Origin of the sequence: Fibrobacter sp. UWH6 (genome assembly GCF_900142465.1) — a bacterium.
In the GTDB taxonomy this organism is placed as follows: Bacteria; Fibrobacterota; Fibrobacteria; order Fibrobacterales; family Fibrobacteraceae; genus Fibrobacter.
The window spans coordinates 1-16,364 of the sequence record NZ_FRAX01000023.1 but is presented as its reverse complement, the minus strand read 5'-3'; the positions used below and the strand labels follow the sequence as shown (position 1 = coordinate 16,364).

Below are 16,364 nucleotides of genomic sequence, written 5' to 3'. Positions count from 1 at the left end.
GAGCCCACCAATGAACATCAAGACCATCGTCATCAACTGGCACATCACCGAATCTTGTAACTACAAGTGCAAATACTGTTTTGCGAAATGGAATCGAGTCAAGGAAATCTGGACAAACCCAGACAATGTCCGAAAGATACTTGAAAATCTTAAAAGCATTCGCCTCGAAGATTGCCTCTTCACCCAAAAGCGTCTCAATATCGTAGGCGGAGAGCCCATTCTGCAGCAGGAACGTCTTTGGCAGGTCATCAAAATGGCTCACGAAATGGACTTCGAAATTTCCATTATTACCAACGGAAGCCATCTTGAATACATCTGTCCCTTCGTCCACTTGATTTCCCAGGTAGGAGTTTCCATTGATTCCTTCGATCACAAAACCAATGTGAGAATAGGCAGGGAATGCAATGGTAAGACTATTTCCTTTCAGCAGTTGAAGGAAAAGTTGGAGGAACTCCGCACTCTTAATCCTGGCCTCAATATCAAAATCAACACCGTAGTGAACGAATACAACTTCAACGAAATTCTTGTGGACCGTATGGCCGAACTGAAAATTGACAAGTGGAAGATTCTTCGTCAGCTGCCTTTTGATGGAAAAGAAGGCATTTCTGATTTCAAGTTCAACACCTTCCTGTTCAACAATCTCAAGGAAGAAAAAATGCCAAAGAAAGATCCTCTGAGCAATTTCTTGGCGGCCTTCAGCGCACCCCAAAAACAAAACAACGTCATTTTCGTTGAAGACAACGATGTCATGACAGAAAGCTACCTGATGATCGCTCCCGACGGAAGACTTTTCCAGAATGGTCACAAGGAATACGAATACAGCCACCCCCTCACTGAAATTTCTATTGATGAAGCCCTGGAGGAAATCAACTTTGACCAGGAAAAGTTTAACAACCGTTATGAAAACTACGCCACCGAAGAGGCCAAATATCGCATGGAGGAGTTCTTCCTTATGAACGAATACGAAGACGTTTCTTTCGACTGCTGCTGCCCATTTGGAGACAAGGATTAAGTCACCACGCCCCAAGAGCATCCCTCAACGGCTCATAAATTTGGTGCAACCAGGTTATCAAGGAGACTGGAATCGGCAAATAATTACGCCCTTGATAGCTTTGGTTGCACCATCCCTATCACCACCAACGTCCAAAATTCACTGTCGTCTAATACTATTTATTGACCTACTAAAAAATTTTATCTAACTTTCGTTTTACATAGCGAGAAACCGCGACCGGATTTTTTTGAGCTTTGCTCTTATCTTCTAGACTGGAATCGGCAAAATTCACAAACGCAGAAGATAGCAGGCAAACGCTCACGTCCCATTGGGGCGTGGGTTGTTGTCGTTTATTTATGCGTAATGGCTTTGCCGAGCCTCAGTCTGTAAGTAAGCGAAGAACGACACCACGCCTTTTTTATTTGAACGAAATTCATTCTTCATAAAAAGTCGTCAAGTTCTTCTTAAGTTCGAAAAGGTTACATTCACAACAAAGTAAAGGAGCTTTTATGAAGAAAATATTACTTGCAGCAACCGTCACCGCATTTTTCGCAGCATGTTCTGACGATTCGTCATCATCAGCAGCAAACGATTCTTCTGTTTCCAGCATTTACGAACTGGGCGCTTGTAACAGTAGCAACAGAGGTGAAACAAAATACGTCCAGGATAAGGACGACAACTATGTGTGCATCGGTGGAGAATGGATTGCAGAAAAGGATGCCTCCACTCCTAAATCCAGCAATTCAGGAGGTTACGCGGATGCAATTACAAGTTCTGATTCCGGCGAAAATCCAAAGGAAGAAATCAAGGAACCTGCAAAGCAAGAAGTTTCCGTTTACACTACGGCGCGGACTACCCTAACCATCAACCTGCTCAAATACGAGCAGCTAAAAGCTATGGACGAAAAAGACAAGGAAGATGGCGAACCCCGAATTTCCTTTACCATAAAGTCCAGCAAAGACGGCATCGATGAAATGGATCCTGTCAAGACAACAACGATCAATCTCGGTAACGATGTGGGCTACTGGTTTGGCAGCAAGGAAGTTTCCGTACTATTGCCCAAGGGTATCAATATCATTCAGGTATGCCCCAAGTTTGTCGACGAAGACGCATTCTTTGACGACGAGGAATACACATCCACCAAATGCTACGCAATCAATGATGTAGGACAGAAAATCGACAAGACCATAAAACAGACCGACGACGGTTCTGCCTACTACACCATGGATTGGGAAGTAACGGTTACCTACTAAAATAAAATTTCACTAAAAAAATCCAGTCCCAAAATCTAGGGCTGGATTTTTTATACATAGTCTTAATTTATCTTACTTGCTCAGATCCTTGTTGGTCATGGCGCAGACGCAGGAGTCGGACCAGACGTTTTCAGCAGTCTCGATCATGTCGATGACAGCGTAAAGCGGGAGGATCACGCCCATGACGCCGATGTTTGCATTCATGCCCACCATGAGGGAAAGGGTCAGGAAGTAACAGCCCATGGGAACGCCAGCGTTACCCACTGCAGAAAGAACGGAAATGAACACCCAGGTGATCATGGTGCCGAGAGTCAGTTCCACACCGCTGTTCTGCATCACGAAAAGGCTGGTCACCAAAATGAAGGCGGCGCAACCGTTCATGTTGATGGTGGTGCAGATGGGGAGCACGAAGCGGGCCACTTCCGGCTTTACCTTCAGGTTGTCTTCGGCAGACTGCATGGTCACAGGCAACGTTGCGGCGGAACTCTTGGTAAAGAAAGCCATCATCACAGCGGGGCTCATCTTCTTGAGAACATGGATAGGATTCAGGCCGCGGGCAATAAGGAAAAGGGGCAGCACAATGAGGAACTGGATAGCGTTTCCGCCCATGACCACAGCCAGGTACTTACCCAGGGAACCCACCACCACGCCGGCATTCACCTGTGCAGAAAGCTGGGCGGCAAAGGCCACAACGCCAAGGGGCAAAGCCCAGACGAGAGCGCGGATCAAGGTAAACAGCAATTCGCGAAGACCGAGGATCACCTTCACAAGAGCATGCTTGTTATCAGAATCAGGCATAAAGGCGAGGCCCAGGCCCACGGCAGCGGCCACCATCAAGATACCCAGCACGTTACCGCTGAGGAAGGGCTGCACCACATTGTTGGGAACGATGCTGAGGAAATGATCGTAATAGCTCATGGCGCTCAGGTTCTGGGGAACTTCGGCGGCACCGCCACTGACCAGATCCATGGGCAGGTTGCCCGGTCCGATAATCTTATAGAGAAGCAGTCCCACGAAGGCGGCCGCAAAAGTGGTCAGCAAGGTGTAGATGATGGTACGGCCAAAAATGCGGCCGGTATTCTTCTGGACACCCAGGGCAGAAAGAGTGGTCATGAGGGCAAGCGCAATGGTAGGCACGGCCACAAACTGGAACAGGCGGGTATAAACAGAAGCGATGAAGTTAATCAGGTTCTGCAGACCTTCACTCTGGATCAGACCCAAAAGGGCACCAAGCACCAGCGCAACAACCCAGACAATAACCTGCGTCTTGACAGACTTGACTTTCCTGGCGGCTCCGGCCATAGCATTTTCGTTCTGAGACATTTGGACCTCACTAAAAAAAATCTGACCGAAAATTTAGAAAGATTAAAAATTCATATGGTAAAAACTTTTACATCTGTTATAAAAAATCAGACGGACCCATTTGACAAATAAACTCTCAATTTTTATCTATTCAGCAAATCTTTTTGGAGGTTTAATGAGGATTTCTTTTTTTAAAGGTCTGGCAAAAATTGCCGGCATCGTTCTCGTATTCGCAGCTACAATTTCCCTTTCCGCATGTTCCGGCGACAACGGCAGCGACGGTATCAACGGCGCAGACGGTAAAGATGGCAAAAACGGCAAGGACGCCAAGGAAGTCAACGTAGATTCCCTGGCAAGCGCCATCCGCGACGAAATCACCGGCACCCTGTGGGATTCCCTTTACGCAGAACCCTACGTAGACACCGTCTACAAGATTCTCTTCGACAACGCCTTTTCTGACGCCTGGATGGACTCCGTCCGCGAAGCCCTCATCGACAGCCTGAAGGAAGCCGATTTCGACTCCATGTACGCCAAGCTCTACGACAGCGTCTACGCCGATATCTACAGCCAGGCAGCCATCCGCACCCTCAATGCCTGGACATGGTCCGTCAAGAAGGACATCTACGGCGCCTTCGCCAATCAGTACCCCCTGATGTACAAGGACTACATCAATTCCAAGGGCGAAGTGCTTCCTGTGCCGGTATCCATCACCGTCAAGAACACCTGCGAAAACAGAACTTCGTTCAGCGAGCCGGAGATTCCCTGCCGCTGGAAGAAAATCACCGTCAAGTCCTGGATCGACGGATTCACTGACACAGCCAGCGTTACCGATTTCGTTAACCCCGACACCACAAGAATTTTCGCCCCCAGCCTCAAATTCAACAACAAGGCATTGGCTGCCCTTACCGCCCCCGAACAGGTGCAGATCCAGATCCGCGCCTACGCCCTGGAAAACGATCACGAAATCCTCTTCTATTCTTCATCTGAGCCGTCTACCATCCACCCCATGCAAATCAACGGCGCCGAATACGTCAACGTGCAAAACCGCTCGCTATGGAGCGCCGTATGGGTAACTCCCAACATGGACTCCATTACGGCAATCCACAAGGAACTGGAAGCCAAGCTGCCCAACGGATCCGTAAAGGCCTACCAGCTCTACGACGGCGACGAAAGCATGACCGAAAGTTCGGCACGATTGGTAAAGGCTGTATACGAAGTGCTCAGCGCCAAGGGCATCAACTACGTCAACAATACCGACGCAGGCTCCCCTGGCCAAAAAATCAAGTACCCCATCGAAGTGCTCCGTACCAAGCAGGCAAACTGCATCGAAGGCACCAACCTCTTCGCCAGCATCCTGGAATCCCTTGGAATGCACACCGTCATCGTCAACATCCCCGGTCATGCCTTCCTGGGCTGGTCCACCAACGAAGAGGACTCCAACTACAACTTCCTGGAAACCACCATGGCCTGGGGCAGTAAGCCATCCACCTTCGCTGCCGCCTACGAAAAGGGCATGTCCACCTTCACGAACGAACAGGAAGAAGACCACTTCACCGACGGCTCATCGGAAATCATCCTGATCGAGAATGCCAGGGCCTTCGGCATCAGGCCCAACGACATCCCGTAAAAAAGCAACAATTGTTTGCAAAATGAACTAATTTTCTAAAAAAGATTGAATTTATCTAAAAATGTGCTTATTATTGTAGGCACATTTTTTATATCGTCATTTTTTACATAACATAACAAAATCAAGAATAAACTATCACCCAAGGATAAGGAATAGAAATTTCCTTGTTTTTGGGGACGCATAAAAAACAAAGCTAACCTTTTAGAGGCAATATGAAACAGGCATTCACCTTGTCTGCTGTAGACCTTACTGTACTCAAAAATCATAACGTTCAACATTGCAATGGGCTCATCCCCCATACCTTCCACATCGAAATTCCACTTGAGGAACTCCCGCTAGAAAAAATCGCCACCATGACAGTTGGCCAATGGGGCTATAGGAACATCCACCGCGAAAGATTCAAGGAAGTTCCAAACCACTGGCTGCAAGATCTCATTACCTTTGGCTGCGACCAGACCGGCATCTGGAGCGACGTCACCACCTTCGCCAATACAGAATTTCAATCCTTCGAAATGAGACTGCCTTCGCCGTCCATGAACCTCCGGGTTATCCTTCGAAAAAAGGGGAAGAGTTGTAGCGCCAACATCTTTATCACAGCACACTTCCTGCCCGAGGACCTCAGGAATTTCTGGCATTCAGAAGACGCCGAAAAGTATTTCGAGATTTTACACCTTTTCCAGATTTACGCGATCCCCTCTCAATGGCCTCCGAAGATAAGCGTCTGCATCGGAGAACCTTGGCACGTCTGCCCCTGCATTATCGGATTCAAGATTTTCTACGAAACGATGTTCCGAAAACCAAACCCAATCAAAATTCCCGATTTCTACTTCGGCAACAAGGACAGTTCCTGGACGCTGAACATTTCAAAAATTAGCGGTCAAAAAATCGAAGGTTCAAAGCCCATCAAGGAAACCATCAAGACGCCCCACGGAACATTCAACATCACCCGCCCCGCCACCAAGGAAGAAGCCAAGCAACAGAAAAAAGAGGCCAAAAAGACCCGACAGGAAAAACTGCAGAACCGCATCGAGCGTCAAAAGCAGGAAATGGAAAGTCTCAGGGAACAGCTGACCGCAGCGCAAAAGGCCTGCGCCCTGGCAGCAGAATCCAGCCGGCAAGCCGCCAACCGCCAAAACCGTGAATTGGAAGAACTGCAGAAAAAGCTGGAGCGCCTCAAGAAATCCAAGGAAAGCGCCATCGCCATGAAGGATGCCGAAATCGACGAAATCCAGAAAATCGCCGACGAGATCATGACCGCCAGCGAGGACGCCCAAAAAGAGCTGATGAACGCAGACTGGCAAATCCAAAATCTGAACGCCCAAGTCCAGGGACTTAGGCAAAGACAATCAGGCTCAGGGATTATTGCAGGCCCCGCCCAGGAACAGGAAAAATTTAGCGGAGAGTTCGAAATCGCCCTCATGAGCGCCCTCCATTTCGCCATGGATAACGCCCCCATCAAGGGAAACTCCCACAACCTCCGCTGCCGAGACATCTGGCAGGCATTCATCCAGACAAATGCAGACGCGGAACAATCCTACAGGAACTACAAGGCCAACGCCTCGAACCTTCTCGCTTCCATCAAGAAGAACAACTTCTGGAAAAGTCTCCCCATGCTCACGCCACTGGGAATGTCCTGCGCCTTGCACACAAACAATCATGGCAAGATCAGATTTATGGATGGAGATGGCCGCTACTCCAGCGTCGTATCCAGTACCCCCAGCGAAACGGCTTCAGGTCCCAGCAATTGCGCCGAGGACCTTAAGCACGTATTCCTCTATTACTGATAGCGAAGTGCTAGGCAACCTCAACGCGCCTAGCACTCTGCCTATACATCTATGTTCACCCGGCTAACATGATTTTCGTCTTTCGTCACGCGAACGATCTTGTCAATTTTATTTTCAAGTTCATTTACATGGCTGATAATTCCTACCAGGCGATGCTCTCCGGCAAGGTTCTGCAAAACATGGATTGCAGACTTCAGGCTTTCATCATCCAAGGAGCCAAAGCCTTCATCCACAAACATGGTGTCCAACTGGATACCGCCTGCAGAACTCTGCACTTCATCGGCAAGCCCCAGGGCCAAGGAAAGCGATGCCAGGAAGCTTTCGCCACCGCTCAAGGTTTTCACTTCGCGCTGCTTCCCACTGACATGGTCAATGACATTCAGATCCAAGCCCGATTGAGCCCTGTTATTGGAAGCTTCCGTCCGACGGATCAATTGATACTGGCCATTTGACAGAATGGCAAAGCGCCTATTGGCACGACGGATAATGCGGTCGAAATAGGATGTCTGAACGTAAGTTTCAAGCATCAGCTTTTCGCGACCGCTAAGGCCACCGTTTGCCGTATCGGATAGATTCTTCAGCCACTGACGCTTCTTGCTGACTGATGCGAGCCGGGTCGCAGCGGTCCTGATATTATCAAGGGTAGACTTGTTCTGGGAAACTCTGCCCGATGCATTTTTCCAGGCTTCCGTTTTCTGAGTCAACAAATCCTTCAACTGTCTGCTAGCCTCTTCCAATTTAGGCAGGTCATATTCGGGAACGCCTTCCAGAGATTTCACAAAGGCATTGATCTGTCCCTTCAGTGCCTCCACATCACCGGAAGTCGCATTGTAGGCATTTACGGCGTTTTCCAGAGCCTTATTGGAGGTTACCAGATTAGTCCGCAACTTCTGAATTTCACTAGAGGCCGCATCCTTGCTTTCAAAGGCAAGATCCTTCAACTTTTCTGAAATGGACTTGTTCAAGGCTTCAATATCCTTGGCAACGGCATTATTGTCAAGGTTCAAATTTTCATTGGCAACGCGCAATTCTTCCAGTTTTTTTTCCTGAGCCGGAATTCCGGTTTCCTTATTTTCCAATTCCTGCTTGCGGTTCGCTTTTTTGATTTCGGCCTTCAGATCTTCACCCAAAGCATTCAAAGTATCGCGATTCTTCTGGAATTCATCGTTCCCACGGGACTTGGCCTCCTCAATAGGACATTCCCCGAAGAGTTTGTTCAATTCATCCTGAAGGGTTCCCCTCAAGCTATCGCAATTACCCTTCTGCTGAACGGCTGCAGCATTCTTGTCGTTACGAGAAACCTCTGCTACAGAAACCTGATTTTTCAATGTTTCCAATTCCGCCTGAGAGGGAGCCTCTTCAGACTTACAGGCCTTATGGGGATGATGAGTGGAACCGCATACCGGACATTCGCAGCCTTCTTCCAGATTAACAGCAAGGATACCTGCCTGTTCATTCAGGAAGGCTTGATTCTTACGTTCGTATTCATCTCGAAGGGCGGTATAGGCCTTTTGAGCATCCTGGAATTCATCCTGGGCATCCTGCAAATTCTTCATTTCGTCATTGTATTTCTTCTGCAGCCTACCCACATTCTGGATCTCGGCTTGACGTTTTTCCAGTTCCCTGATTTCCGCTTCCAGCCTTGCCTTGTTTTCACCGGCATTAGAAAGCGTTTCAAGTTCTTTCTTCAGGGTCTGAACTTCGGCATACTTCTTCTCGTAAGTAGCCTTGCCAGTTTTCAACTTGTCCAGACCTTTCTCCAAAGTAATCTTCTTTCCATCCAAATCCGTACGATTCTGTTCCAGGCCATCATACTGGGGTAGGGAATTTTGAATGGTGGTAATCTGCTCCTGAAGTTTCTCTCGCTCCGGCTGCAACGCTTCCTGTGCCGTCTTTGCCTTCAATTTTACATTCAGGTCCGCTTCCTTCACAGGAAGTTCTTCCTGGGCTTTCTGCAAGGCACTACGATTATTGACCGCAGTACTAGCCTTGCCCAGTTCCTTATCCTGATCAGAAATCCTGCTCCTAAGATTTTCCAGTTCACCAGCGCAGCTGTTGACTGTAGCCTCATCTTCCTTCACCAGATTCTGCAGCAAGACACAAACCTCTTCCCAATCCGCAATTTGCAAGTTCTGGGCCATGGCCTTCTTTTCAGAAACATCTGCAGCAAGGTTCGATTCTTCAGCACACTGGATTCCGGAAACATGAGTGCAGGCCGTCTGTACCAGGGAATCGCAATTCCTGCTGAAACTGGCCGCCTCTTCACTAAGCCTCTTCTGAAGCTTTTCAAAATTTTCCGTCTTGAAAATCTTGCGGAAAGTTTCGCGACGATTCTTGGTATCTTCCAGAAGAATCTTCATAAAATCGCCCTGGGCAATCATGGCGATCTGGGAAAACTGATCCCTGTCCAGGCCACCCATTACCGACTTTACAGCCTCCGCCACATCCCTGTCCTTGGACACGCTACGGCTAGTTTCAGAAACATGTCCATTTTCGTCAGGGTAATAGAACGTGACAGAAGCAGGCTTCGTCGTCATCCCCAGCCCTTTCACCTTAGGCGTTTCATATGCGGGATTGCGGCGAATACGGTAGTCCTTTCCGTCGTAGGCAAAAGTCAACTCCACCTCGGTGGAAGTTTCGGGCTTCGCATTGGTGCAGCGGAAAAGCTTTGCATCATCGCGATTTTCACCGCTAGCCTTTCCAAAAAGTGCGTAGGTAACGGCATCGAAAATAGTGGTTTTTCCGGCACCGGTATCACCGCTAATCAGATAAAGACCATGAGCGCCCAGCTTCGCAAAGTCAATCTCGGTACGTTCCGCATAAGGGCCAAAACCCGTAATCACAAGTTTTAACGGTCTCATTATCGGTTGCCCTCCCAAATAGATTTAATCAAATCCTTAACGAATTCGCTTTCCTCCTCATCCATTTCGCGATTGTTCATTTCCTTGAAGAAATCACTGAATACTTCCTCAGGAGTTTTCTGGTCTACATTCTCAGAATCAAGGTTAGCGACACTCCTCGTGCGGGAATTGTTATAAGTCAAAGCCATCAAGTTCGGATAATACCCACGCAACTTTGCAGCAGCATCCGACACATCGATTTCATCGGTAAGCACCGCATAGATGTAGTCGTCAAGACTCTTGCCCTCCCGCACCTGGGTTTCACGGAATTCCGCCGAAACCAGAGTTTCAAAACTCGCCTCGATCTTGCGAACATCTCGCATGGGTTTTAGCGGGATTTCACGTATTTCCAATTCGTCACCAAGTTCCACCACCGTTACGGACTTCTTGTGGGGCGCCTCGGAAAGGGAATACTTCAATGGCGTACCGCTATAGCGGACATAGCCTACTCCCGACTTATTCACGGCAACATTCTGCGGGCGATGTATATGGCCTAGGGCTACATAGTCAAAGCCTTCAAAGACGTAGGAATCCACATTGTCCAAGCCTCCCACGAATTCCTCGGAGCCGGCTTCATCCACCTGGGCACCGGTTACAAACTGGTGGGCCAGCAAAACATTTCGGCGTCCGGGAATACGATTCATCTTGCTTAAGGCCATCCCTATGGCGCTTGTATAATCAGTAATCTGTTCCCGTTCAGCATCAGCCTCTTCACCTACCCCAAGGGACGCCTTGATTGTCGCCGGACGCACAAAGGGAAGCATCCAGACATCCACCTCGCCAAACTCATCTTTCAAGGTCACAGGTGCAAACTCACCCGTATAGACTGGAGACATAAAAACGTTGCGGCTAGCCATGAGACGACCGCCAAATGCAATTCGCTCGGCGGAATCATGGTTACCGCTCAACACGAAAACCTTCGTACCGAAATCGGACAGCTTAACCAGGAAATCATCCAACGCTTCCACAGCTTCGGCACTGGGCACAGACTTGTCATATACATCACCGGCAATCAATACACCATCCGGCTTTTCTTCTTCTACAATCTTCAGGATTTCAGCTAGAATATACCTCTGGTCTTCCAGCATGGAACGCTCGCAGATGCGTTTACCGATATGCAGGTCCGCCGTATGGATAAACTTCATTTTCTCTCTTCTCCTAAAAAATATGCGTTGTAGAACCAGACTCTTTTTCGGTCTACAAATATACTATCGAAAATTGACACTAAAATGTCAGATATGGGAGAAAAATTATTTCAGCAATCTGCCCAGGGGGAATTCCTTGATCCGCTCCATGGAATCGCCTGCCGCCTTTCGAAGGTCCGATTCCAGCTCTTCGCGGAATTTCTCGAAATCCACCTTGCCGCCATCGGGCAGTTTTTTCCTGGACTTGAATGAACTCCCCTTGCGGTTCCTGTCAAAGGCCATTCTACGGGCAAGCAAATCCATCAGGTCGTGGCCCCGCAGGAAATTGGCAAAATATTTCGGGTGGCCCTCGATAAAATCCAGGACCTCCGCCGCCCTCTTTATAACGGCAGGCAAGTGTTCAGTATATTCATTCTCCGAAAAGGCCAGCATCAAGTTCTCGCCGATCAGTTCCAAGCTTGCAGAAGTCAGATGTTTCAGGTCCAGCAAGCCGAAGGAATCCATAAAGTCCACATCAAACTTCAGGCAGCCATGATTCCCGCCCTCCCGCTGACACAGCATCGAGGCATCGTCAGGCAAACCCCATTCCTCGCGAACCAGGATATTCGCCACCCGCAAAGCCCCCATGGTCACGCCCACCGTCTTGATCCCGTCACGGATACTCTCGATGATTTCGTCATCGTCATAATATTCCACCATCATGCCAGAATAGGAATCCGACAGGAACAGGAACGTTTCAAGATCGTTAAAGCCGGCGCAGGCGTCTACATCAAAAAGCTGATACAGCAGCTGTTCATCATCGATGATCCGCGAACTGTCATCCCTTGATTTTTTCAAAAGTTCCACGGCAAAGTCAAAATCCAGATCCACGCAGAACACCGCAAAATGGACCGTCGGATTTTCCAGGTATTTCCGGTAGCGGGCAAGCACGCCCTTCTTCTTGGGGCCGAATTCGATTTTCCATTTAAGACGGTCCTTCAGGTGACTCCGGAAGAATGTGCGGTCGTCATCCCCTTCTACAAACAACGTAATCTTATCCGAATGGGCGTCATTGCGCATTCGTGCCAGATTCACGTCGTAAGCGGGACGCTTCCTGCCAAAATCTTCCAGGTACTCGAAAGCCATCCGAACCTACTTGACCATCTTGGCCAGTTCCACAGTCTTGTCCCAGTGATCGCCGATAAAGGCCGGCGAATGAGTCGCCACGATAAACTGGCGCTTGGGCCTTGCGTTCTTCGCATCGCGGGACTCGTTCTGAATCTTGAAGAGGATCTCAGAAAACTCCTCCTGCCAACTGGGGTGGAAGGAAATTTCAGGTTCGTCCATCATCACCAGCGCCTCGGAATTATTGGCATCAAAAAGCAGACGCCCCAGAAGCACAATCAGATGCTGTTCACCAGAAGACAGGGCATCCAGGGGAATGGCTGCACCGGACCTGGAATTCTTGATTCCCAGGATACTTTCCCAGTCCGAGAGATTGATGGTAACCGTCTTCAGGTCCAGCAGTTCCTTCAGCGACTCCGAGAAAATCTTCAGCTTCTTGATCAGCGGTTCAAAAACATCCATCTTGGCCTTCACATCATCCAGATACATGCTGAACACGATCAATGCGGAATCGTCATCGGTCTCGGGATTCTTGCTCTTCTTCTTGTTGGCCGAAGTAATGATACCGAACTCGTTGCAACTCTTCTCCAGCCTGGCGATGGAAGTCATCTTGGAGGAAATCTTCTTGCGGGTCTCCTCGGCGGAAGGACGATTTTTCTGGTTCAGCGTTTCCACCACACGGTCCACGAAGTTGGATTCAAGATTTCGGGCAATCTGGAGCTGCGCCCGCATGCAGCGGTTATGAGCCGCACGGATATCGTCACTGATACTGAAAATCTTCAGAAGGTGAGGGTTCAGCCCCAGGTCCTGCCCCTCTTCGATCTGACGGCCACGAACGCGTCCGGCGAAACCCGAAACCGACCTTTCGATCTCTTCGTTGTACAGGCGGTTGGTACTGATGTAGTTCACCTCGAAATTCAGGCGACGCACCAATGTGACAAGCCACGGGAATATCCTGCGGAAGTGCAGACTGTACCTGCGGAACACACCCGACATGTCGAAGACTTCCCCATCCTTCTTGTCTTTCCAAAGTCTGCAGGACCCATTTGACATATATTGGTACATGGGCTCCAATGTCTGGATGGAACCCACCACCTCGCTGACGGAACGGTCGATATCCTCATCCGTAAAGAAATTCTCGAAGTCATCGCAACAGATGCGGCAAACGTAAGGCTGGAAAGTCTCCTCGTCGCTATTCTCAGAAGATGAGGCCTCCTCTTCCGACTCCTCCACGACACGGGCCGTCTTCTCGATGAACAATATGGTTTCCTTGGGCCTTGCCGCCTCCTCGTCACTGAGAGGTTCCGATCCCGGCCCCATTCTAGGTCTCCACTCGTCTCCCATGGTGCCCTTGAACTTCATTTCGATACGGTCAAAAACCAGGCCCGCAAAATAGCAGAAATTGCCCACGGCGGCAGCACGGATAATCTTCAGGACGGTGGACTTGCCGAAACCATTGGGTGCAGTCAAAATGGTAAAACCGTCGGTCTTCTCGAAATCAATTTCGTAGTCGAAAGTACCGAACAGCTTCTCGATCTTCAGGGAGGTAATTCTCTTCATAGACTTAAATCTAATTCAATAAACCCCGATGAACCCCTAAAAATGGCGATATCCCCAAAAAATGCCCGAAAACCGCCAACAAATAATTTCTATTTATGAGTTCGCAGGAAAAGAACTGCAAACTATAAAAACTTACCGAGGGCATTATGAATCTTGACGCAGCAGTCATCCCAAGCTATTATAGCCGCCTAGTCATGGCAAAGAATCAAGGTCATTTCAAGATTGCACAGGCTCTGCTTGAACTGATTGTCGGTTCCTCTGTGGAAGACAGCACTTCAGCAGTAGGCCGCAAGGCTCTTGAAAAGATTGCACAGGCCAAGGGTCATGCCGCAACTATTGCCGCCGGCACCGAATCCGTAGCTGAAATCCCTGCAGGCGAAGCCGCCGACTGGCAGGAATACGCCCTCCAGACTCCGCCCTATACCCGCAAGCTGGCACTGGCACTGGCCACATACTTCGTCCGCGCCAACCTGCTGGAAACCGCCTACGAGATGTACCTCTCCGCCGGCGAACTGGATGAAGACGGCAGCAGCGCAGAAGAACTCTCCGCAATCGCCGCCGCCGAATCCGGCAACATGGCCAACGACTTCGGCAAAAAGTGCGAAGAGGCCGGCAACCACGCCAAGGCTGCCGGCTGGTACAAGAAAGCCAAGGACGCAGGCCTCGCCGATGCCGATGCAGCTCTCGCCCGCATGCAATCCTTCCACGGCGTCACACGCTTTATCGCCCCCTGGCTCGAAATCGCAAAGAAGACCGGCCGCAAGGAACTTGCAGAAGCCATCGTCGCCATCGCCGCCAACGCAAAGGCAGGCAACATGGACGCCGTTACCATCAGCGAATCTGTAGTGCTCCCCTGCTACCAGGAACTGGATTTCTGGGAAAGCGAACTGGATGCCTATTTCAAGTTTTCCGGAGACGACAGCGAAGCCTACGGTAACGCCATCGCCGCCATCGGCAAGATCCTGGAACGCGCCAAGATGTACAACGTAGCCCTCCGCTGGTTCAAGAAGGCAGGAGCCTACAGCAAGGCCGCCAACGATGACGCCCGCCGCATGCTTCCTCTCAAGAGTAAGTCCATTACCATGCGCGAAGCCGACGACATCTACGATAGCACCAGCCCCATCCCTTCCCTCTGGAAGATCTAGGATTTACGCAACGGTTTACTACGAATGAATTGAAAAAAGGCAGGTCGTGAGACTTGCCTTTTTCTCGTTCGGGTAAAAAAAAATCCGGACTTATTTCAACTGCAGTTTCCTTGTCTGATATTTCATCCCATCCTTGATGAAATAAAGTACACCCCGGGATTAAGGTCCTGCAAAATATGAATCTTTTACATACAAACCGGAAATGGAATTCAGTAATCCTAACCAACGGTATTCCATTTCCTAAACTTACATTCTACTGAATCCATAAAGTTCATCTGCAGTAGAAATAGCGTAACAGCCATCGCTATCCAAAGGCGGCTTTACAGATGCCGCAAATGCATTGGTATAGTAAAACGGAGAAATCTAGAATTTTTTCACTTCCACTCGACACTTCAAAATTTCAAAACGATAAAAGTATCGTAAGGCAAAAAAAAGGAAGAAAAAATGGCAAATACGAATCAAGAAGAAAATCCCCTGATGCGCAATCCGGAATACAAACGCCTGGCAAACGAAAAAAACAAGCTGGTAAAGCAAATGACCTTCATGGAGCAGCGCCTAGAAAAATACGCCTACGCTCTCAACGACAAAGAAATCCAGCAGGCAAGCCGCAACGCAGCCCGCTAGGGCAATCACTCATGGGGAATAACCCCAAGCAGGCTTCACACGGTTATTCGTCTTATCCACCATAACACCTAAAAAAGCAAACGCGGGAAACAATCCCGCGTTTTTTGCAATGCCCTTAAGACATCCTGACCCTAATCTTCAGCAGGGGCATTCTCATTAGCGTCTCCTACCTCGGCCTCCTTCACCCAGAACATTCCCAGAATCTTTCCGGTGGAATCCATCTGGATCTTAAGGAATTTACCATCAGGAACCCCGACAGCACCAGTACGGCTACCGTCATAATCCATCCTTGTAGAAGAACCATAAGGTCGAATACTGGACAACTTCGCTGCATCGCGACGATTTGCAGCATCAAGAACCTTTACGCGAGAGGCATCGTAATAGTAAAGGACCTCCCCGTCATGCAGCTCAACTTCCTTGAACTTCAAGACAGCCAATTTCTGTGCGCTCCTGGCGTAAACCATATCTTGCCTTTCAGGAGAACCAGAAGTAAGTCCCAAAACTTTAGGCAAAGTAATCGCACAAAATACAACCAAGATAACAATAGTGATAATAAAATCTTTTCGCGTAAAAGCTCGTTTCATAGACATAAAGATAAAAACAAAAACACTTTTTTGAATGGTATTCGTCGGGCAGGCCCCGCAAACCTGGGGACAGGCGGAAAGGCCGCCGGCAGGGTCCGCCTTTCCCGGTAAGCCTCCTGCGACAGCTCATGGCCTGCGCCTGGCGACGGCAGGTGCGGCGGGCCGAAGCCGCGCCCATGTACGGCGGGCGATGCCCGCGTCGACGCCCCGGCGCGACGGCGATGGACATAAAAGAAAGGGCCCCCCGAGGTTTTCCTCGGGGGGCCCGTGAATCCAGCGGCGACCTACTCTCCCGGACCCGTAGGCCAGGTACCATCGGCGATAGGAGGCTTGACTTCCGTGTTC

At 49.4% G+C, this 16,364-nt stretch carries 12 protein-coding genes; 6 read left to right on the top strand and 6 right to left on the bottom strand.

What is annotated here, in order from left to right; genetic code table 11:
* Nucleotides 1-10 precede the first annotated feature (10 nt).
* Both BUB73_RS14760 and BUB73_RS14755 read left to right on the top strand, forming a co-directional pair.
* Nucleotides 11-1,012: a viperin family antiviral radical SAM protein gene (locus tag BUB73_RS14760; protein ID WP_073287066.1), complete on the top strand. Its 1,002-nt coding sequence runs from the start codon at nt 11-13 to the stop codon at nt 1,010-1,012.
* 488 nt (nt 1,013-1,500) lie between these two features.
* Nucleotides 1,501-2,244: a hypothetical protein gene (locus BUB73_RS14755; RefSeq protein WP_073287063.1), complete on the top strand. Its 744-nt coding sequence runs from the start codon at nt 1,501-1,503 to the stop codon at nt 2,242-2,244.
* A 72-nt stretch (nt 2,245-2,316) separates the two neighbouring features.
* Here the strand turns inward: BUB73_RS14755 and BUB73_RS14750 are convergent, their stop codons facing one another.
* Nucleotides 2,317-3,567 carry a dicarboxylate/amino acid:cation symporter gene (locus BUB73_RS14750; protein WP_073287060.1) on the bottom strand — a complete coding sequence of 417 codons (1,251 nt, stop codon included), beginning with the start codon at nt 3,565-3,567 and terminating at the stop codon, nt 2,317-2,319.
* A 154-nt stretch (nt 3,568-3,721) separates the two neighbouring features.
* Between BUB73_RS14750 and BUB73_RS14745 the strand changes: the two genes are divergently transcribed.
* Both BUB73_RS14745 and BUB73_RS14740 read left to right on the top strand, forming a co-directional pair.
* A complete protein-coding gene (locus BUB73_RS14745; RefSeq protein ID WP_073238843.1) occupies nt 3,722-5,173 on the top strand; it encodes a hypothetical protein in 1,452 nt (483 codons plus the stop codon).
* 212 nt (nt 5,174-5,385) lie between these two features.
* Complete coding sequence (locus BUB73_RS14740; RefSeq protein WP_073287057.1) at nt 5,386-6,957, top strand: hypothetical protein; 1,572 nt, start codon at nt 5,386-5,388, stop codon at nt 6,955-6,957.
* A 41-nt stretch (nt 6,958-6,998) separates the two neighbouring features.
* Here the strand turns inward: BUB73_RS14740 and BUB73_RS14735 are convergent, their stop codons facing one another.
* The 4 genes from BUB73_RS14735 to BUB73_RS14720 form a co-directional block, all read right to left on the bottom strand.
* On the bottom strand, nt 6,999-9,818 hold the full coding sequence (locus tag BUB73_RS14735; RefSeq protein ID WP_083539815.1) for an AAA family ATPase: 2,820 nt from the start codon (nt 9,816-9,818) through the stop codon (nt 6,999-7,001).
* Nucleotides 9,818-11,002: an exonuclease SbcCD subunit D gene (locus BUB73_RS14730; protein ID WP_073287051.1), complete on the bottom strand. Its 1,185-nt coding sequence runs from the start codon at nt 11,000-11,002 to the stop codon at nt 9,818-9,820. Before BUB73_RS14730 ends, BUB73_RS14735 begins: the two co-directional genes overlap by 1 nt.
* A gap of 105 nt (nt 11,003-11,107) precedes the next feature.
* Nucleotides 11,108-12,127 (bottom strand): DUF4435 domain-containing protein, encoded by a 1,020-nt coding sequence (locus tag BUB73_RS14725; RefSeq protein ID WP_073287048.1) that lies wholly within the window; start codon nt 12,125-12,127, stop codon nt 11,108-11,110.
* A 6-nt stretch (nt 12,128-12,133) separates the two neighbouring features.
* Nucleotides 12,134-13,666, bottom strand: a complete 1,533-nt coding sequence (locus tag BUB73_RS14720; protein WP_073161269.1) for an AAA family ATPase — start codon at nt 13,664-13,666, stop codon at nt 12,134-12,136.
* A gap of 146 nt (nt 13,667-13,812) precedes the next feature.
* Here BUB73_RS14720 and BUB73_RS14715 point away from each other — a divergent pair, with 146 nt between their 5' ends.
* Together BUB73_RS14715 and BUB73_RS14710 are read left to right on the top strand one after the other, a co-directional pair.
* Nucleotides 13,813-14,811: a hypothetical protein gene (locus BUB73_RS14715; protein ID WP_073238829.1), complete on the top strand. Its 999-nt coding sequence runs from the start codon at nt 13,813-13,815 to the stop codon at nt 14,809-14,811.
* 444 nt (nt 14,812-15,255) lie between these two features.
* On the top strand, nt 15,256-15,435 hold the full coding sequence (locus tag BUB73_RS14710) for a hypothetical protein (protein ID WP_073287045.1): 180 nt from the start codon (nt 15,256-15,258) through the stop codon (nt 15,433-15,435).
* A 131-nt stretch (nt 15,436-15,566) separates the two neighbouring features.
* Here the strand turns inward: BUB73_RS14710 and BUB73_RS14705 are convergent, their stop codons facing one another.
* Nucleotides 15,567-15,899, bottom strand: a complete 333-nt coding sequence (locus BUB73_RS14705; RefSeq protein ID WP_073287043.1) for a hypothetical protein — start codon at nt 15,897-15,899, stop codon at nt 15,567-15,569.
* Nucleotides 15,900-16,364 lie beyond the last annotated feature (465 nt).